General features: G+C 33.3%; 14 protein-coding genes. 7 read left to right on the top strand and 7 right to left on the bottom strand.

Going from position 1 to position 20,565, the window contains the following annotated elements; genetic code table 11:
* Positions 1-8: 8 nt before the first annotated feature.
* Entirely contained in the window at positions 9-2,936 is a 2,928-nt protein-coding gene (locus tag NSA01_RS02005; RefSeq protein ID WP_257479850.1) for an insulinase family protein, read from the bottom strand.
* 232 nt (positions 2,937-3,168) lie between these two features.
* Here NSA01_RS02005 and NSA01_RS02000 point away from each other — a divergent pair, with 232 nt between their 5' ends.
* The 5 genes from NSA01_RS02000 (at position 3,169) to NSA01_RS01980 (ending at position 10,809) form a co-directional block, all read left to right on the top strand.
* On the top strand, positions 3,169-6,357 hold the full coding sequence (locus NSA01_RS02000) for a transglycosylase domain-containing protein (protein ID WP_257479849.1): 3,189 nt from the start codon (positions 3,169-3,171) through the stop codon (positions 6,355-6,357).
* A 118-nt stretch (positions 6,358-6,475) separates the two neighbouring features.
* Positions 6,476-7,201: a DUF421 domain-containing protein gene (locus tag NSA01_RS01995; protein ID WP_257479848.1), complete on the top strand. Its 726-nt coding sequence runs from the start codon at positions 6,476-6,478 to the stop codon at positions 7,199-7,201.
* A gap of 15 nt (positions 7,202-7,216) precedes the next feature.
* Positions 7,217-8,662, top strand: coding sequence for a spore germination protein (locus NSA01_RS01990; RefSeq protein ID WP_257479847.1), 1,446 nt, complete (start codon positions 7,217-7,219; stop codon positions 8,660-8,662).
* 1 nt (position 8,663) lies between these two features.
* On the top strand, positions 8,664-9,740 hold the full coding sequence (locus NSA01_RS01985; protein ID WP_257479846.1) for a Ger(x)C family spore germination protein: 1,077 nt from the start codon (positions 8,664-8,666) through the stop codon (positions 9,738-9,740).
* Between the two features lies 1 nt (position 9,741).
* Positions 9,742-10,809: an endospore germination permease gene (locus NSA01_RS01980; RefSeq protein ID WP_257479845.1), complete on the top strand. Its 1,068-nt coding sequence runs from the start codon at positions 9,742-9,744 to the stop codon at positions 10,807-10,809.
* 95 nt (positions 10,810-10,904) lie between these two features.
* On the opposite strand, the gene NSA01_RS01975 is transcribed toward NSA01_RS01980, so the two are convergent.
* A complete protein-coding gene (locus NSA01_RS01975; RefSeq protein ID WP_117532283.1) occupies positions 10,905-11,624 on the bottom strand; it encodes a 16S rRNA (uracil(1498)-N(3))-methyltransferase in 720 nt (239 codons plus the stop codon).
* Between the two features lie 176 nt (positions 11,625-11,800).
* Between NSA01_RS01975 and sigG the strand changes: the two genes are divergently transcribed.
* Positions 11,801-12,562, top strand: a complete 762-nt coding sequence (gene sigG, locus NSA01_RS01970) for an RNA polymerase sporulation sigma factor SigG (RefSeq protein WP_007048891.1) — start codon at positions 11,801-11,803, stop codon at positions 12,560-12,562.
* A gap of 118 nt (positions 12,563-12,680) precedes the next feature.
* Positions 12,681-13,283: a DUF3267 domain-containing protein gene (locus NSA01_RS01965; protein ID WP_257479844.1), complete on the top strand. Its 603-nt coding sequence runs from the start codon at positions 12,681-12,683 to the stop codon at positions 13,281-13,283.
* 11 nt (positions 13,284-13,294) lie between these two features.
* On the opposite strand, the gene NSA01_RS01960 is transcribed toward NSA01_RS01965, so the two are convergent.
* The 5 genes from NSA01_RS01960 to mutS are packed head-to-tail and all read right to left on the bottom strand — an operon-like array spanning position 13,295 to position 20,562.
* Entirely contained in the window at positions 13,295-13,714 is a 420-nt protein-coding gene (locus NSA01_RS01960) for a DUF3842 family protein (protein WP_257479843.1), read from the bottom strand.
* Complete coding sequence (locus NSA01_RS01955) at positions 13,715-14,980, bottom strand: methionine gamma-lyase family protein (RefSeq protein ID WP_257479842.1); 1,266 nt, start codon at positions 14,978-14,980, stop codon at positions 13,715-13,717.
* Positions 14,973-15,899 carry a tRNA (adenosine(37)-N6)-dimethylallyltransferase MiaA gene (gene miaA / locus NSA01_RS01950; RefSeq protein WP_257479841.1) on the bottom strand — a complete coding sequence of 309 codons (927 nt, stop codon included), beginning with the start codon at positions 15,897-15,899 and terminating at the stop codon, positions 14,973-14,975. The genes NSA01_RS01955 and miaA overlap by 8 nt, the downstream gene beginning before the upstream one ends.
* A gap of 2 nt (positions 15,900-15,901) precedes the next feature.
* Positions 15,902-17,884, bottom strand: a complete 1,983-nt coding sequence (gene mutL, locus NSA01_RS01945) for a DNA mismatch repair endonuclease MutL (RefSeq protein WP_257479840.1) — start codon at positions 17,882-17,884, stop codon at positions 15,902-15,904.
* Positions 17,885-17,886: 2 nt separating this feature from the next.
* Positions 17,887-20,562, bottom strand: a complete 2,676-nt coding sequence (gene mutS, locus NSA01_RS01940) for a DNA mismatch repair protein MutS (RefSeq protein ID WP_257479839.1) — start codon at positions 20,560-20,562, stop codon at positions 17,887-17,889.
* Positions 20,563-20,565: the final 3 nt, after the last annotated feature.

Here is a 20,565-nt window from a genome sequence, read left to right as displayed (position 1 = left end):
AATTAAATCTAAAATAATGTTATTTCTTTATTAAAGTTATCTTTGACTTCATCTATTTTAGATTTGTTTCCGGCTACACATTTAACCGATTTATCAATAAAATCATTAAACATATCATAATGTCTCTTTAAATCATCATTCGTAGTCGTTAGGACTTCTTTTCTTCTTCTCTTAATATTATCATATGTGTCAAGAGTATATTTTCTTGTTACATATTCCCTTAGTTTACTGTATACATTAAGAGGAGTATCCATATCAGAAATCGTTCCTATTATAAGCTTACTTATTTCTTCATCGTTCAAATCAATGTTTTTGATATAATCAGGTATCTTGGAATACATTTCATAAGTTCTCGCTACGTTAGGATCCCTATATGAAACTAACCCTAGATTGCCGAACTTATCCATATGAATGAACGAACCATATGCTCCGCCCATAACCCTTACATTGTTCCAAAGGTATTCCGTAGATAAAAATTTCTTTAAAACAAGCATTGAACCTTCATATTTATATCCAAGTTCACTGTAACTTGCACCTTCGCCAACATAATTTACCATTGAAGGTAGATAAATAACAGTATTATCATCTGACTTCTTATAATCTATATTTATCTTTGTTTCATTACTGCATGGATATTTTTCAATAAATTCTTTAGCATGTTTTAAACTTTGTTTTTTATTATCTTTTCCTACTGTTATGATTACATCTTTTCTGGAATTTATTATTCTTTGAACCAGTTCTTTAAGTCCTTTTATTATATCATTTGCTTTTTTATCAAAGTTATCATTTAAATCTTTGATGAAATCATAGAATGGAATTCCATTTAAATGTGTTACAAACTTAGACTTTCTATTTATATTAGCGAGAACTTCATTAAGGACCATTCTGTGAGTGGCACCCATAAATCTCGACTGCATTTTAGAAACTTCTTCCTTAACGACATCTTTTAATTTCGCCTTATTATCAAAATCGGTTCTGATCAATAACTCTTCCATTATTTCATACATCTTGTCTTCTTTACTTGAAAAAGCCTTGACAGAACAAGTAAAGAAAGATCTGAACTTATCATGTTCCTTCATATTCTGATATGGGGAAATCGTAAATAAAATATCTCCCAAATTCTCGTTGATTTCATTATTCAAGCTTAACATATCAAAATTTTCTGTATTGAAGTTTTCAAAGCATTTAGTAAGAAGAGATAACATATGAACTTCTTCTTCATTATTTATCGGAACTTCATAATTTATATCAAGATAAGTAATTCCTTTTGTATCATCAGTTCTTATATAGATGTCATTATTATCTACATGCTCTATTTCCACATCATTTACTACTGATGGATTCTCATCTATATCACTGATTGAAATCCTCGGTATCAATGCCTTCGTTTCTTCACTGTCCGGAGTTTTCTGCATTTCAAGCAAATTATTTGTATCTTTTATCAGTTCATCTATTTCTTTATCCGATAAGCTTTCCTTATATTTTTTTAGTTTATCACTAAGCTTATTATCTTCCTCATCAGATAAATTTTCTTTTGGAGATAAAATCACATAATTATATTTTTCGTTTTCCAGAATATATTCTTTGATTACATCTTCAAGAAGCCCGTGTTCAGCTTCTTCTTTGATTTCATTTAAAGCATTTTCATATTTTAAAAGAAGCATCGGATCCCCGTCATATAACCAGCTTTCCATAACTGTAATGCAGTATAACAGCCCCTTAGGATGACTTCCTGTATCCCCTTCTTTTAATTCAAATTCAAAATTATTGATAGCAGCTCTTATAATATCTCTGTCTATACCTTTATTTACTATATCTTTGAATGTGTTTATAATGATATCTTTAAATTCGTCTATTTTATCTTTTTTTGCATTCTTTGCGGAAATACTAAGTACCGGCTGAAGTATACCGTTATTATAATCAAGCATTACTTCATCGGCAATATCCGCATCTAAAAGTGCTTTTTTTAAATAAGATGAATCCGAGTCAAAGAGTATTTTTTCAAGTATATTAAATACAAGACCAAGCTTTAAATCAAGAACACTTCCAACACTGTAGTTTAAAGAAAGCAAATATTTATTATCGCTGTCTTCCCCATCATTAACCGAATAAAATTTTTCAACTCTTTTTTCCACACCCGAAAAATCAGTCTGTTCGGTAAGTTTGGAATCAACCTTCATTTTATCGTAGTTTTCAAGGTAATTCTTATCCAAATATTCAAGGTGACGTATAATATCGGTATCTCCGTATATATAAATGTAAGAATTGCTCGGATGATAATATCTCTTATGAAAATCTAAAAAAGTGCTGTAGTCTAAAGTCGGGATATATTTAGGGTCTCCGCCTGACTCATAAGAATAAGCAGTATCTTTATATAAATTAGATTCTATATTTCTTGCCAAAATATCTTCCGGATCCGAAAAAGCCCCTTTCATTTCATTGTAAACAACACCGTTATATTTTATATCGTCATTTTTATTTTCGATATGATAATGCCAGCCTTCCTGTTCTAAAATCTCCTTCTTATCATATATCAAAGGATTGAAGACCGCATCCAAGTATACGTCCATAAGATTTCTGAAATCAGCTTCGTTCAAGCTTGCAACAGGATACATAGTCTTATCCGAAAATGTCATGGCGTTTAAAAAAGTATTCAAAGAAGACTTCATAAGCTCTACAAAAGGTTCTTTCAAAGGATACTTTTTAGACCCGCAAAGCACACTATGCTCAAGTATATGTGCACTTCCCGTATCATCTACGGGCGGAGTCCTGAAAGTTATACTGAACACCTTATTTTTATCATCATTGGATACAAATAATAACCTCGCTCCAGATTTTATATGTTCAAATTCATAAGAAGTTGAATTTATTTCATTAACTTTTTCTATATTTTTAAGCAGAAAATTAGAATATGTTTCATTTTGTTTAAGTTCCATCACTACCTCCATAGGATTTTCATTCATAAATGTATATTATATATAATTTTGCTCATTTTATAAATACTTTATTATTATTATTTTTATAAAATTATTATTTATTATTATAAAGTGATAATATTGTTAAAATTTTATTAAATATTGCCAAATTACAACATATGCTATTGATAAAAAAAGTTTAACAATATATAATGGTAAAGAATATGCGAAGCATATATTACGGAGGTAAGAAATGGGCGATAATAACAGGAAGACTCAAGACGACATGCAAAGAAAAGTCAAAATGAGAAGAAAAAGAGTCAAAGTTAAAAAACCTAAAGATAATATAAGTGAAAGCACTTCACAAAAAGGTATTTTAGGTAAAAAGAGGTTTGGTAAAAACAAACCTAAAGGACCGAAGGGTAAAAAAATCACAGTTAAAAGAGTGATCGCAGCCATAGTAACGCTGGGCATAGTATGCTTTATAGGCGGCTTTTCGCTTATGCTGGTATGGATGGCTCAAGCTCCTGCTTTGGACTTGGATAAATTCGATTATGCAAGCGCAAGTCACTTGGTCGATAAAAACGGAAAATACTACCAGGAACTGCAAGGCTCGGAAAACAGAGAGCCGGTATCCATTGATGAGATACCTGAAATCGTACAGTTAGCATTTGTATCTATAGAAGATAAACGTTTCTATGAACACGGAGGAGTTGACTTTATAGGTACGGCAAAGGCTATTGTCGGAGTTCTTACATCGGGAAGTACAGACGGACCGGGCGGTAGTACAATAACTCAGCAGCTTATAAAACTGACTCATTTAACGAGTGAAACTTCTATTAAGCGTAAAGTTCAGGAATGGAAATTATCTATAGAGCTTGAAAAGAAACTTTCAAAAGAAAAAATACTTGAAGCATATTTGAATAAAGTAAATATGTCTCAGGCTTGGGGTATCCAGGCAGGTTCAAGATACTTCTTTAAAAAGGATGTAAGTCAGCTTTCCATTGCACAAGCGGCAGTCCTTGCTTCTATAATCAATGCTCCTAGTTATTATAATCCACTGAAATACGAAGATAAAGACGGTGACGGGGATTATACATTAGTAAAGGAAACAAATTCAGAAGGTAAAAAAGTCCTTGCTTATGATGAAAATAACAAGGAAAGAGCATTGGCAGTAGTTAAACAAATGTATAGTCTAAATCATATTACTCAAAAAGAATATGATATAGCAGTAGATGAACTTAAAAATAATAAAATAGGACTTAAACAAAATAAAAACCAAGGAGTATATTCTTACTTTACGGACGCGGTTTATGAACAAGTTGTCAATGATATAGCAAAAAAATACAACTATTCAAAAGAAGATGCATCGAGTTTTGTACTTAATAACGGACTTACAATAAAAACTACACTTGACCCTGTAGTACAAAATGCACTCGAAAAGACAGCGGAAAATGATTCGATATTCCCTTCTCAGTCTTACTCGGCAAGTGCTGCAAGCTCGGCAATGAGTAAGAAAAAAGGCGAAAAAATAGAATATAATCCTGAAGTAGGAATGACGGTAATACAAAACAAAACGGGATATGTAGCAGGTATTGTCGGAGGAAGAAATAAGACTGCGAGCTTATCAATGAACAGAGCCACACAAAAATTCCAGCCGGGGTCTTCAACAAAACCTCTAACGACATACGGTCCGGGTATTGATTCCGGACAGATAACCGCAGGTACAGCATTCAACGATACATCAATAAGTATCGGAGGGTGGAGACCTAAAAACTCAGGCGGCGGTAATCAAGGTATGATGACAGTCAGAAAAGGTCTTACAAATTCTACCAACACAATCGCTGTACAGGCTATGATGCAGACAGGTGCTGAAACTATAGTGCCATATGCAGAAAAATTAGGACTTGACATAGTAAAAGATTCGGACACAAATGACCTAAACCCTGCGGCTCTTGCTCTTGGTGGTTATACACATGGTCAAACAACACTTAATATGGCAAGTGCATACACTACATTTGCAAACGGCGGGGTAAGACAAACTCCGATAATGTATACTGAAATCACGGATAAAAACGGTGATGTTATAATAAGTAACAAATCTGAAAAAGTAAAAGTATTTGAAAAAGGTACCGCATTCATAATAACAGATATACTAAAAGACGTTGTAAAGGGCGGTACAACATACATTTCAATTGACGGAACACAAGTTGCCGGTAAAACAGGTACCACTGATGAAAACAGGCATGCTTGGTTCTGTGGATATACTCCTGAATATTCCGGAGCTGTATGGTACGGATATGACCAAAATGTAGTCACGGTAGACGGAAACACTTATCACTTAAATATCGGTACGTACGGGGGATCTACAAACGGACCCGCTGCATTTTGGAAAAATGCCTTCAGCGAAATATATTCCAAGAAAAAAGTATCTAACAGTCAGTTTGCAAGTCAGCCTGATGATGTATATCAAGCAGCAGTAGACGGTGTTTCAGGCAAAAGCCCTACGTCCCTATCGTCTCAAGATCCAAGAGGTTCAAAAGTATATTCGGAATACTTCTTAACCGGAAAAGGACCTAACGGAAAAGATGACATCCATGTGTCCGCAAGTATCTGTTCGGCTTCAAAGAAAAAAGCTACCAAATACTGTCCTAAAGATTTAGTTAAGAAATCAGTATTGCTTGATTTAAGCAAAATAACTTATCCGCCGGGAGTGACAGGTAAAAACGAAGTAGGCTCTCAGGCTAAATACAGTCTTAAAGGAAAATGTGATATCCATAATAAGGGAACGGCACAAGCACTCACAATAACTATTTCCCCCGGAACTATCAATGTAGGAGAAAGTGCTACAGTTACTACTAAGATAACATTAGCAGACGGCTCTACTAAAAATGTAAACGCAAAAATTTCATCGAGCAGTTCGGGAATAGCTTCAGTATCCGGTAATTCAGTAAAAGGTGTAAGCGCCGGGAATGCAACGATCACGGCAAGTTATTCACAGGAAGGTGAAACTCTTACAGCTAAAGCGGGAATAACAGTTAAAGGTGCAGCAGCACCTACGGTACAGTCTTACGGACTTGATTCAAATTCCGTTACGGTAAATAAAGGCAGCGGTTATTCTACTCCGTCAGCAACCGTAACATTATCTGATGGTTCGACGGATTCAGCTACAGTAACAGTAACCGGAGAAGGCGGCTTTGACAGAAATACACCGGGAACTTATACTATTTCCTGCTCAATCAGTTATAACGGAGTAAAGCTGGGAAGTGCACAGTTCACCGTAACAGTCGTTGATAACAGCGGCGGCGGAGAAGAAGGCGATGATGACGATGATGATGATAAAAAGAAAAACAGTCTATCATCCAATATTATTGTAAATAATCAAAGTGCTTCTAATTACAGTATAGGATTTAGTTCTTTATTAAATGAAATATTTAAATAAAAACAAAAACACCTGCATTAATGCAGGTGTTTTTGTATTATAAAAATTCTTTATTTTAATTAAAGTATATTTGTACCTATTTTGGAAAAAAATATATTACAAATAAATGGAGGATATTATGGATAACGTATTAGATGCATCTTTTTTTGTTTTATGGAGAGCTGCCCTTTCAGCTTTAGTTATATTTTTACTTACAAAATTGACAGGTCCCAGACAAATAACTCAACTGACTTTTTTAGATTATATAATGGGCATAACAATAGGTAATCTTACCGCAGAAATGTCAGTCAATTCCGATATACCTTGGTATTCACCTGTTATCGCAATGGCTTTGTATACATTAATATCAATTACAACAGCATATATTACTGATAAAAGTATACAAGGAAGAAAGCTTTTAACAGGAATACCTACATTACTTGTATTCAAAGGAAAAATAATCGAAAAAAATTTAAATAAAAATAAATTTGATATAAATGATTTATTAACACAGCTTAGAATAAAAGGATATTTTGATTTATCAAATGTTGAATACGCAATCATGGAAACTACAGGAGATATAAGTATACTTCCCAAAGAAAATTACAGACCTACGATATTAAAGGATATTTCCGTTCCGACAACACAAAGCAGTTTATCCGCAAATGTAATCATCGACGGAAATATAATGGAAGCTAATTTAAGAAACATGAAAAAAGACAGAAAATGGCTTGATAATGAAGTCAGTTCAAGAGGATATAAAATAAAAGATGTTATTTTAATGACACTGGACAGTGAAGATAATATAAATATCCAATTAAAAAATCAGAACATCAAAGACGACGAAGACAATTATTTTTTATAGATTTGAAGGTTTAATATGAATAAATTACACAAGAGCTTAAAAATAAATACAGCGATAATCAAAAATCAATTCAATAATGATGATACGATAAGGTACAGACATTTTAACAATCAAGGAATTGATTATTTATTGATGTTTATAGACGGAATGTCAAACAGCGAAAGAATAAATGAGGACATAATAAAAGCAATACTTGAAAACAAGAAAATCGTCTTTAAATTTAACATAATAAAAAAACTGGAAGACAAAATACTCTATTCAAATGATTTAAAAGAAATAACTACCTTTGAAGATATGTTTTCCGATTTACTCTACGGTAATACTATCCTTTTAATAGAAGGGCAGAATACAGCACTAAGCATAGATACCAAAGGTTTTATGATGAGGTCAATAATGGAGCCTCCTACAGACAGGATAACAAAAGGTCCCAGGGAAGGATTTCAGGAAAATATACTCACCAATCTTTCTATGCTCAGAAGAAAAATTCAAAGTCCTAATTTAAAATTTGAATTTTCTTCTTTAGGTAAAATAACAAAAACAAAAACTTGTCTGGCATACGTCGACGGTCTCGTGGATAAAAAAGTACTAAAAGAAATAAAAAGAAGACTTAAAAAAATTGATATAGATTCGGTCCTTGATGTAAATTACGTCTTGGAATCTATAAAAGATGATAAACGCTCCCCTTTTAAAACAGCGGGAACATATGAAAAGCCGGATATCGTAGCAAGCAAAATACTTGAAGGCAGGGTCGCTTTATTTGTGGACGGAACGCCTATAGTTATGACGGTCCCGTATTTATTTATTGAGAACTTCATGTCCGGAGACGATTATTATTTAAATTATTACTTCGCTTCCTTTACCAGAATGATAAGGATAGTAAGCTTTTTTTTGGCGATATGTATCCCAGCGCTTTATCTTGCCATAATAACTTTTCATAAAGAAATACTCCCCAGCAATCTTGCAATAAGTATCATTGGGGCAAGAGAAGGACTCCCCTGCTCTTCCTTTACGGAGTGCATACTTATGATAATAATATTTGAAATTTTGGGAGAAGCGGGAAACAGGAGCGGCAGCGGTGCAAGCACTGCTCTTGGGATTGTAGGAGGGCTTGTAGTCGGACAAGCCGCAGTGGAAGCAAGACTTATAAGTGCACCTATGATAATAGTAGTGGCTCTTTCAGCAATAAGCGAACTAATGATACCAAGCGTAAAAGGTTCTACTATAATCTTTAGATTTATTTTTATCATACTATCATCTATGTTCGGACTTTATGGATTTATTATCGCATTTTTATTTCTTATAGTTCATATATCAAGTCTTGAATCCTTCGGGATGTCTTACACAGCAGATGTAGCATTCCACTCTCCTCAGCAGTTCAAAGATAGTTTCTACAGAGCGCCGTGGTTCAAAATGAATACAAGACCTGTAGATATGTCGGAAAAGACGGATAGGAGGGAATGATATGAAAGGTAAAAAAATATTATCTATAATACTTTTAACATTTATGATTCCCCTGCTATGTTCATGCTATGACTACTCGGAACTTGAAAGAGAAATATTGATATTTACTTTAGGGGTAGATAAAGTATCAGACGGATATGTAGTAAGTGCGGAAACTCTGGACGCAAGCGATTACGGCGGGGAGCTTAACGTAAAACCGGAAGTAATAACATCAAAGGGAGATTCAATATATGAAGCCCTCAGTATACTTGACGGGAAGTTCAATAACAAAGTAAATCTTACTCACTGCGAACTTATTATAGTCGGGGAAAAATACGCAAAAGAAGACGGGATTTACGATATCTTAAACCTTGTATATGAAAAAAATAATCTAAGATTTAATACTATTTTTACTACAACCTATGGCTCATCAGCCGAGGAAATATTAATGTCAAAAGAAGGTCATGAAACTTTTCACGGTTTTGAGATCCTTGAACAGCTGAGCAAGAATAAACTTTTCAGTGATAATTCCAGGGCATATAAAATCATAAATTCAATTGAAAACTCCGGTATAGAACTTACTCTTCCGGTTATAAAGGTTGCCAAAAGCGAAGAAAAGAAAAACTTTTATGCAAATAAAATTGCAGTCTTTAAAGGAGATAAGCTTGCGGGATATATTGACGACAAAGATGTAAATTATTATTCTCTTTTAATGAACGAGAAAAATTCAATTCAAATCAAAATGAAAGAAGAAGACAACCTTATCAATGCAAAGGTTTCATTAAAGAAAACAAGAACAAGTATTAAAAATAATAGATTAAATATTGATATGGATGTAAATGCATATATTGAAAGCAACGAGAAGAAAACTACATCAAAAGAAAAGTTGAAAAGTGCTTTGGAAAACAAGTTAGAAACAGATTTAAGTAACTTTATAGAAGAGACTCAAAAGAGGTTTAAACTTGATATATTCGGCTACGGATATCATTTAAACAATTATAAAGAAAAAAAGAACAATCAAAACTGGAATAAGTTTTACGAAAATTTAAATAGAAATATTGAAGTACACGTAACACTTAAAGAAGATATGGAGGAGTAAAATGGATAAACTATCAACAAAAGAAATGACATCTATGATGATACTTTACATGCTCGGTACGGCAATTATGACAGGCTATACATTCTACACGACTCCTCACCCGCTATATATAATAATTTCTTTCCTAGCGGCTTTGATACCGATAACAACATGCACCATAATAATAAAGAACAACAAAAAAAATTTATTTACGGTAATAGACGACAGTTTTAATAAATTTTTTTCTAAGATTATAAATTTATTTTTTGTGATATATGCATTTATACTTGAAATATTTTATTTGAGATATTTCATTATATTTACAAAAAATAATATTTTGATAAAAACCCCTGTAATAATTACTACAATAATATTTTTATTGTTGATTTTTTTGACCCTTAAGAGAAATATAATTACCCTTGGGAAATTATCTACATTTTTGATACCAATAAATATTATCGTTATTTTATTTGGGATATTATTCTCGGTTAAAATGTTCGACATTAACAATTTAAATTCGCTTTTAACACTGAATATGGATAATATATACGATAATTTACTATTAAGTATAATCCTCCCCTTCGGGGATATAGTACTCTTCGGGTTTATAATAAATAATATAAACAAAAATGAAAATATTAAAAAAAGCTATTCTATTGCATTTACTGTAAGCTTTATATTAATCATGCTTATATACTTTACAAATATATTTGTACTTGGATTTCCGCTTTTATTAAAAGTCCCATACCCTACTTTTATTACCGTCGGACTGTCCAGTATAGGAACTTACGTGACCAGAATGGAAATAATCGTTGCTTTTAATTTCTTTATAACTACTTTAGTCAAGATATCCGTTTGTTCCTATGCCGCAATGCTCGGACTGAAACATATTATGAACTTAAGTAATATTAAAGAGATAAATATAATTTATACAATAATAGTATTTTTTACTGTTATGATATTACCTTCAACCATTAATAAGCTACTATTATTACTTTTTAAATTCAAGTGGTACTTCTTATTTACTGCATTTATTCTTCCTATTTTAGTGCTTATAATCTCTAAAATAAAAAACAGAAAAACGACCTAAAATATTACAGTTAAAATACAAATAAAAAAGAGATAATATAAAACTATCTCTTTTTTATTTGTTAAATTATTTATAAATCTAAGGTTATTAAATAATTACATATTATCCGTAAGCAGCATAAGAGCGGAAAGAGCAGCGATAGGAGCCGTTTCACACCTTAAGATCCTCTTGCCAAGTCCCATTAAGGTAATATCGTTTTCTTTAGCATATCCGGCTTCCAAAGCGTCAAATCCCCCTTCGCTTCCTACGATAAAAGCAATATCATTTAAATTTTCATACTTGAAATCCTTAAGGCTTTCTCCCCCATTTTCGTAAAATAAAATTTTCATATCATAATCTTTTATTTCTTTTACTGCCTCTTTAAAACCAATCATTTCTCGTACTCTTGGAATAATACCTCTCCCGCTTTGTTTGGCGGCTTCAAAAGCGATTTTATTATATCTTTCTATTTTTTTCTTCATAGATTTTTTATCCGGTCTTGAAATACATCTGTTAGTCATTATAGGTACTATTTCATATATCCCAAGCTCCACGGCTTTTTGAACTATGGTTTCAAATTTATCCGATTTCGGAAGTGCCTGATACAGTGTGATCTTAACGTTTGGTTCGGTATCATTTTCTTTTTTTGATATTATTTTCCCCTGAACATTTTCACTATCTATTATCAGTTCACACTCATAGTCATATCCGTTCTTATCGCATATCGTGATATTATCCCCTTCTTTCATCCTAAGGGATTTTATTATATGTTTACTATCTTCTTTATCCAAATAAAATTTGTCATTTTCTTTATTTATGCAAAAAAATCTAGGCATTTTTATCTCCTTATACAAAATATAAATCATTATACTATAATTCTATTTTTTTTTAAAGTCAGTGGAAAATAACTTCCATTAACTTCCTTGTTTTTTAATGGATAAATAGAATAACTTTACTATCCTCGGTAAAAATTTATATAGTGACAAAACTTATTAACCGGAGGAAATAAAATATGATACGTAAAGTAGAGATCTGCGGTGTGAATACCGCAACATTACCAAATTTAAACAATAAAGAAATCGAGGATATGTTAATAAGGATTAAGAATGGTGAAGAAGATTTAAAAAACGAATTTATCAGATGCAACTTAAGACTAGTTTTAAGTGTTGTTCAGCGTTTTTCAAACAGAAATGAGAATATGGATGATTTATTTCAGGTTGGATGTATAGGACTTATCAAAGCGATAGATAATTTTGATGTGAAGTTCGGAGTTAAATTCTCGACTTATGCGGTACCTATGATAATCGGAGAAGTCAGAAGATATTTAAGGGATAACGGAACTATAAGAGTAAGCCGTTCGCTTAAAGATATGGCTTATAAAGCTTTAAAATACAAAGAAGCTCATAAAGATACAAATCCCACCAACAGAGAAATAGCGAAAAAGCTGGGAGTTAAGGAAAAAGACTTGAATTTTGCTCTCGATTCAATAGTGGAACCCTGTTCTTTATACGACCAAATGTATAACGATAACGGTGACAGCATTTCACTTATCGACCAAGTGGGAGACGAAAAAAACAGAGAAGAAAATTGGACGGAAAAACTTTCCTTAAAAGAAGCTGTTGAAAAGCTAAAAGGAAGAGAAAAAGAAATAATACTTAAGAGATATTATTTGGGAAGAACTCAAATTGAAGTTGCAAATGAAATAGGTATAAGTCAGGCACAAGTCTCAAGACTTGAAAAAAGCGGACTGAGAAAAATCAAGAATGAAATTTAATAATGAAGATATGACGATTTCGTCATATCTTTTTATTTTATAAAAGTAAATATATAAAAGTAATAAATATTATGTTAAAATACGATTAAACTATTTAGCGAGTAAGAAAGGTTTTTATATGAATAAAAAGGAAAAAGAAATAAGAGAAAAAGAAGAGTTCAATAATGTAATAAATAAAATGAGTAACGAAGGTTATAAAAGAAAAGACCATATCATTTCTCCTCTTAATGCTAATATATTTGGGATATTAACACCGCTTCCCTTTATGATAATCCCAATTGTCTACTACATACTTAACTATAAAAATTTCGATAACTCATTTCAGTTCACAGCAGTCAATTTTATAATCATATTGATAGCTTCATTGTTAATACATGAATTCATTCACGGCTTTACATGGAGCTTTTATTGTAAATATAGATTTAAAAGCATTAAATTCGGATTTAATCTTAGTGCACTTATGCCCTACGCTCACTGCAGGGAAACATTATCTAAAAATGGATATATGATCGGAGCATTAATGCCCTTTGTCATCCTTGGTATAATCCCGATGTTATCAATGTTTATATACCCAACCAGATTTTTATTCTTATTCTCAATTCTAAATATGTTATTTGCGGGAGGAGATTTGCTTATAATCCTTCATTTACTTAAATATAAAGACATCAAAGTCTTCGACCACCCCACTGATCCGGGATTTGTGGCTTTTGAGAAAAAATAAAAAAGCAGACTTTATCTGCTTTTCTTTTTTTCAACTTCTTCTTTTAAAATACTGACTGCTTCTTCTATATACTCATTTATGCTCTTATTCACGACACCGACGGTTATAACATTGCATTTATTCATAGGTATCAATATCTTTTTAGCTTCACTCTCGGATATTGCATGAGCCATTTTGGGAGTTATCTCGCCAAACATGGCATTTGCGGTAAGTATACCCATAGGTCCGAGTATAAAATCCGCTTTACCTGCATTGTAAACTACGGGATTTTCACCGCTGGCACAGTCTATACCCAGCTTATTCATTCCCGACATTGCAATGGAGTTCGTACCGACGCCTATGATATCTACATCAAGCTTTTTTTCTTTTATTTTTTCAATTAGGCTTACACCTATCCCTCCGCCTTTTCCGTCTACTACCATTACCAACATTTATCTTACCTCATCAAGTTTAAGTATTTTATCCAAAGCTTTGATAGTACCTATCTTAGAATGCTCATAAGTAAGTCCGCCCTGCTGATACACGATATAAGGTTCTTTCATAGGTGCATCGGCACTGAGTTCTATTGAAGAGCCTTCAATAAAATTCCCCGCAGCCATTATTACCTGATCATCATATCCCGGCATATCCCAAGGTTCAGGAGTAACGTAAGAATCTACCGGAGCAGCTTCCTGAATACCTTCACAGTAAGCACATACCTTTTCTCTGCTTCCCAGAACCACAGCCTGGATAATATCGCTTCTTTCGTCATCCACACCCGGGAATACTCTGTATCCTATGCTCTCAAACACGCTGGCAGCCAGTATAGCGCCTTTTATTGCTCCGCTTGTAACTTTACTCGCCATAAAAAGTCCCTGCAAATAAGAGCGGATGACGCCCAGATTTGCCCCTACCTCAAGAGCTATACCCGGAGCCGTAAGGCGGGAAGCAACTTTTTTGATATTTTCCCTGCTGCCTATTATATAACCGCCGACGGAAACAAGACCTCCGCCCGGATTTTTTATTAATGAACCAGCAATCAAATCAGCACCAACTTCCAACGGTTCTTTCTTTTCAAGGAATTCTCCGTAACAATTGTCGACAAGAACTAATACGTCTTTTTTTATACCTTTGACAAATTTACAAGCTTCTTCTATCTTTCTTATGGATAAGGCTTTCGCGTCGGTATATCCGCTTGAACGCTGAATGAATACCGCTTTTACTTTATCATTTAGCTTCTTTTTAACCTCATCAAAATCGATTTCCCCTCCGTCTTTTAAATTCACTTTATCATAATCCACATTATAATCTTTAAGTGAACCGAGGTTTTCTCCGTTATCGTTTATACCGATGGTAGACCTAATTGTATCATAAGGGTCTCCGGTAATACTTAAAAGTGTATCTCCCGGTCTTAACACCCCGTAGAGCATTAAACTTATAGCATGAGTCCCGCTAACTATTTGAGGTCTTACAAGGGCAGCTTCTCCGCCGAACACCTCTGCATAAATCTTCTCGGTTATTTCCCTTCCCTCGTCATCATAAGCATATCCGGTGCTTTCATTAAAATGTCTTAGGGAAAGACGATGATTTTGCATTGCACTCAAAACTTTGAATGTATTATATTCACATATATCATCTATTTCTTCAAATTTATATTTTATTCTTTTTTCTGCTTCTTTTACAATATTGATTGCCTTTTGTGCGGCAAAACTACTCATTGATTATCCCCCTCATAAAAGTTAATATATCTTTTGTATCTTTATAATCTTCTTTACTAAGCCATATTACATCTTCGTTATGCCTGAACCACGTAAGCTGTCTCTTTGCAAAATGTCTGGTATCCCTCTTTATGATATAGATAGCTTGCTCTAATGAAATATCCCCTTTTAAAAAGCTTACTATTTCCTTATATCCAAGAGCTCTCATGGAATTTAAGCTTTCATCGTATCCCATATGAAGAAGAGATTTTACTTCATCCACAAGCCCCAAACTTATCATTTCATCTACTCTTTTATCTATTTTTTCATATAGCTTTTCTCTATTGTCATTTAAACAAAAATAATAAGTATCTTTAAATCTATATTCTTTTTTTCTTTCTTTCCTATCGCTTTTCTTCTTTCCCGTCTTTTTATATATCTCCAGCGCCCTTATGACCCTTTTTAAGTTATTTGGATGTATTTCATCAGCACTTTCCTTATCGGCTTCAACAAGCATATCATATACGTATTGTTTGCCATTTTCTTTTGCTAAATTTTCAAGATACTCTCTATAGCTCTTATCACTATTCTCTTCTTCAAAGTCATAAGAATCATATATAAGAGCGTCGACGTATAATCCGCTTCCACCAACTATGATGGGAACTTTTCCTTTAGAGAGTATTTCATTTATATACTCTATTCCTTTATCTACAAAAACGGAAACGTTAAAATCTTCATTTGGATAGAACTCGTCTACCAAATAATGTTTTATCCCCTGCATTTCTTCTTCTGTTACTTTAGCGGAACCTATATCCATATATTTATAAACCTGCACCGAATCCGCAGAGATTATCTCTCCGTTTATCTTTTTAGCAAGCTCTACGGCAAGCCCACTTTTCCCCGATGCGGTGGGACCTGCAATAACTACAACTTTATTCATATTTAAATCCTTTGGAACATTTTTTCAAAATATTTCTTTTTTATCTTAGAAATAGTCGGTCTGGAATGAGGACAAGAAAAAGGATTATCCGATAACTTTAAATCACTTAAAAGCTTTATCGCTTCTTCTTTAGAAATATCGTCATGTCCCCTTACAGCATGATGACATGCATTCTTTATAAGCCTTTCATTTCTGTTGATTTCATTATTAAGCATTGATGTATCTTTTAGAGAAGACAATAAATTTAAAATCACTTCTTTTGTATCCTCCATAGATAACATTTCCGGGATTTCTCTTATTATCACATTATTACCGGAAAAGTCTTCGATTTCATATCCAAGATTTTTAAGCAGTTTAAGATTATTTAAACATATATCCTTATGTATAACGCTCAATTCAAGGACGAACGGAGAAACAAGTATCTGAGTACTGACACTATGTTTCTTGAATTCAGATAAGTATTTGTCGTATAAAACTCTTTCATGGCTTGCGTGAGTATCCATTATATATAAAGTTTCTCCGCTTTCAAATATGGCATAAGCCTTAAAGGCGGTCCCAACAAAGTGCATATTGATTATTTTATCAAATATACTTCTGTCTACTATATTCTTTTGCTCCGCTAATTCTTCTTCATTCTTATTTGTGAATACATTAGTCTCTATAGGATTTATGACCGGAATATCTTTTATTAAGTTATCATCAAAAGAAGTATAAGAAGTACTTGCACTTTCATTAAAATATGCAGGTTCACTGTCATTATCATATGAAGCCGTCATATAATCTTTATTTATAATGTCGTATTTATTTGTTTCCTCATTGATATTATCTTCAATGACATCTTTCTTATCTACGTTTAAATTTTCTCTATGACCGCCTATAGATATATCTTTATCACCGACAACATAGCTGCTTGACTCTTCGAATGCAATTTGGTTTTCAAAAGGATTTTCTTTTTTCTTTCTTTCTCCGATTGCATTATCATTCAGGTTTATTGATTCTCGAAGTGCACTCCTTACTCCTTCGCATATTAGCATATTAATAAGTGTTTCGTTTCTGAAAGATATGCTTGTCTTTGCGGGGTGAATGTTTACATCCGTAAAATTATAAGGAAGCTTTATGTATAGAACATAAGAGATCCTCTTTGTAAAAAGCCCGTACTGTTCCCTGTAAATACTGTTTATGGCTTTATTCAAAGTATCGTTTTTAACGTATCTTCCGTTTATTATAAATATGCTCTCCTCATTTTGTCTGTCCAAATAATTGGGAGAAAGAGTAAATCCCTTTACGGTAAGCGGTTCATCATTGTAATTGACCTCTATCATCTTTGATACAAATTCATGACCTAAAATTACGCTTACTACATTTCTTATATTGTTATCTCCAAGTGTAACAAATACTTCCTTATTATCACTGTATACACTAAAAGCAATACTCGGATTGGCGATCGCAAGTTTTGAAATTATATCAAGTGAAGCGGTCTTTTCTGCTTTTGCACTTTTCATATGTTTTCTTCTTGCGGGAGTATTATAAAACAGATCCTCTACTTCTATCCTCGTTCCGGTATTTAAAGCAAGATTTTTGATGTTTTGAACTTTCCCGTTTATGACCGTAGCAGAAGTCCCTATGTTTTCATCTTTGTATTTACTTCTTATTTTTACTTTGCTTACGACGGAAATACTAAATAAAGCCTCTCCTCTGAAACCAAGGGTATCTATGCTCGATAACTTATCTAAACTATCGATTTTGGATGTGGCATTTTTATTGAAAGCCAGCTCCATTTCATCGGATTTTATCCCTATCCCGTTATCACTTACCAAAATTTTGGTCTTCCCGCCGTTTTCGATTTCTATTTTTATATGGTCGGCTCCTGCATCTATTGAATTTTCAACAAGCTCTTTAATGACCGAAGCAGGAGAAACTACAACCTCTCCTGCCGAAATTTTATTTATAAGTTCATCCGAAAGCTTTTTAATTACACTTGTCATAATTAAATTTCCTCTTTTTCCAATGACTGTTTTAATTCATATACAAAATTCATTACTTCGATAGGGCTCATACTCTCTATAGGAAGAGTCTTTATCTTATTTACGGCTTTCTTACTCAAAGTATATTTTTCCTTTAATCTTTCATCATCGGGATTTTGTCCTATGGATAACTGAGTAAAGGAATTATTACTCATTCTTATATGAGCATTCATAGCGTCAATCTTATTCTTATAGGTTTCTTCGTTTTCTTCGAGTACATCGAGGATTTGCATACTTCTCTTTATTACTTCGTCCGGAAGACCCGCAAGCTTTCCTACCTCAATACCGTAGCTCTTATCTATACCGCCTCTTTCTATTTTTCTTAAAAAGACTATTTCATCTCCGTTGCTTTCAAGCCTGATAGAATAATTCTTAACTCCGTTTTGCTCTCCTTCAAGCTCTGTAAGCTCATGGTAATGAGTGGCAAACAAAGTCTTTGCTCCTATTTTACTTTTGTCAAGCAAATATTCTATTACCGCATGGGCTATACTAAGTCCGTCAAAAGTGGAAGTCCCTCTTCCCACTTCATCAAGTATAACAAGAGAATTCTTTGTGGCATATTTGAGGATATTGGATACCTCACTCATTTCAACCATAAAAGTACTCTGTCCGCTGGCAAGGTCATCGCTTGCCCCTACTCTCGTAAATACCCTGTCGACAATACTTATACTTGCGGAAGTCGCAGGAACGAAAGAACCTATTTGCGCCATTATGGATATAAGTGCGACTTGCCTGATATAAGTAGATTTACCCGCCATATTGGCACCTGTGATTATAAGCATCCTGTTATCTTCGTTATCCAGTAATGTATCGTTATGTATAAAATTATCAAGACCGGTTATCTTCTCGACTACCGGATGTCTTCCCTCTTTGATTATCATGCTTCCGTTTTCCGTAATGGTAGGTTTAACGTAGTGATTTTTCTTTGCGACAACAGCGAGAGAAATAACAGCGTCTATAACAGCTATCATCTTAGCTGTCATTTGAATTCTCTTTATATTTTTTAAAACTTCGTTCTTTATATCTACGTATATTTTATATTCTTTTTCTTTTAACTTTTCTTCCACACTTAGTAACTTTACTTCAATATCTTTAAGCTCTTCTGTAAAATACCTTTCTGAGTTAGCCAATGTCTGCTTACGGATAAAATAGTCGGGAACAAGACTTGCATAAGAAGAAGTCACTTCAAGGAAATAACCAAAGACTTTATTATATTTGATCTTAAGGTTTTTGATACCTGTCTTTTCTTTTTCGTCTTTTTCGATATTGGCTAAAATTTGTGCGGAATTATTCTTTAAATTTTTAAGCTCGTCGATTTCCTCACTATACCCAAGCTTAACTATTCCTCCGTTTTTAAGGCTGACCTGACAGTCATCATCAATGGAAGCTTCAATCAAATCATATATATCGCTGAGTTCATCTAGCTTTGTATATATTTCACTTAAAAGCGGTGAATCCTTCATAAGTTTTGAAAGAAGTATTCTTACCCTCGGGATTACGCCAATAGATTCTTTTAAAGCAAGAAGATCTCTTCCGTTTGCTATATCTAAAGAAAGTCTGGAAATTATCCTTTCCATATCCTTGACATATTTTAAGTTTGAACTTATATCTTCAAGTATCATAACATCATCTATGAAAAGTTTGATTGCGTCCTGTCTGAGTACGATTTTATCTTTATTTGTTAAAGGTTCAAGTACCCATTTTTTAAGCTCCCTTGCGCCCATAGAAGTTATAGTATTGTCAAGGACATCAAGCAAAGTATCTTTTTTGTTGTTAGTCCTTAAATTCTCTACTATTTCAAGGTTCCTCTTCGTATTATAGTCAAGGTGCATGTAGTCTTTATCTTCGTTTATCTTGATTTCGTTTATATGTATAAGTGCTCTCTTTTGCGTTTCATCAAGATATTTTAATAAAGCCCCCGCAGACCTTACGATTATTTCGTTATTATCAAGCCCGATGGAAGAAAGAGAATATACATTAAACTGATTTAATATATATTCCTTCGCTTTATCATGAAAGAAATAATTTAAAGGATGAGGTTCAAGCATTACTTTGGTAACATTTGATATATTCTTCTTTAAATCCAAATCTTCGAATAAGATAGTATTAACTATGATCTGTGCGGGATTTATTCTTGAAAGAAGAGATAAAAGCTCATTTTCTCTGTTTTCTCCGCTAAGAGAAAGTACATTGAATTCTCCCGTAGTAATATCGCAGTAAGTGACCCCGAATTCCAGTTTATTGTAATAAATACACATGATATAGTTATTTTCGCCTTCTTTAAGCATCTTACCTTCGGTAATCGTTCCCGGTGAAATAACTCTTTGCACTTCCCTTTTAACCAGACCTTTGGCAGTCTTTGGATCTTCTACTTGTTCGCATATAGCAACTTTATAACCTTTCTCAACAAGTTTTGCAATATACGTATCCGCACTGTGATAAGGTACTCCGCACATAGGCGCTTTTTCTTCAAGTCCGCAGTCTCTGCCTGTAAGGACCAAATCGAGTTCTTTGCTGGCAGTCTTCGCATCATCGAAGAACATTTCATAAAAATCTCCCAGCCTATAAAATAATATCGTATCAGGTACTTCTTCGTGTGTCTGTAAATATTGCTTCATCATTGGTGTGAGCGATGCCATAAA

The organism is Anaerofustis stercorihominis (genome assembly GCF_024623185.1).
Classification (GTDB): domain Bacteria; phylum Bacillota; class Clostridia; order Eubacteriales; family Anaerofustaceae; genus Anaerofustis.
The sequence above is the reverse complement of the archived record's forward strand: the minus strand, read 5'-3'. Positions and strand labels throughout refer to the sequence as shown.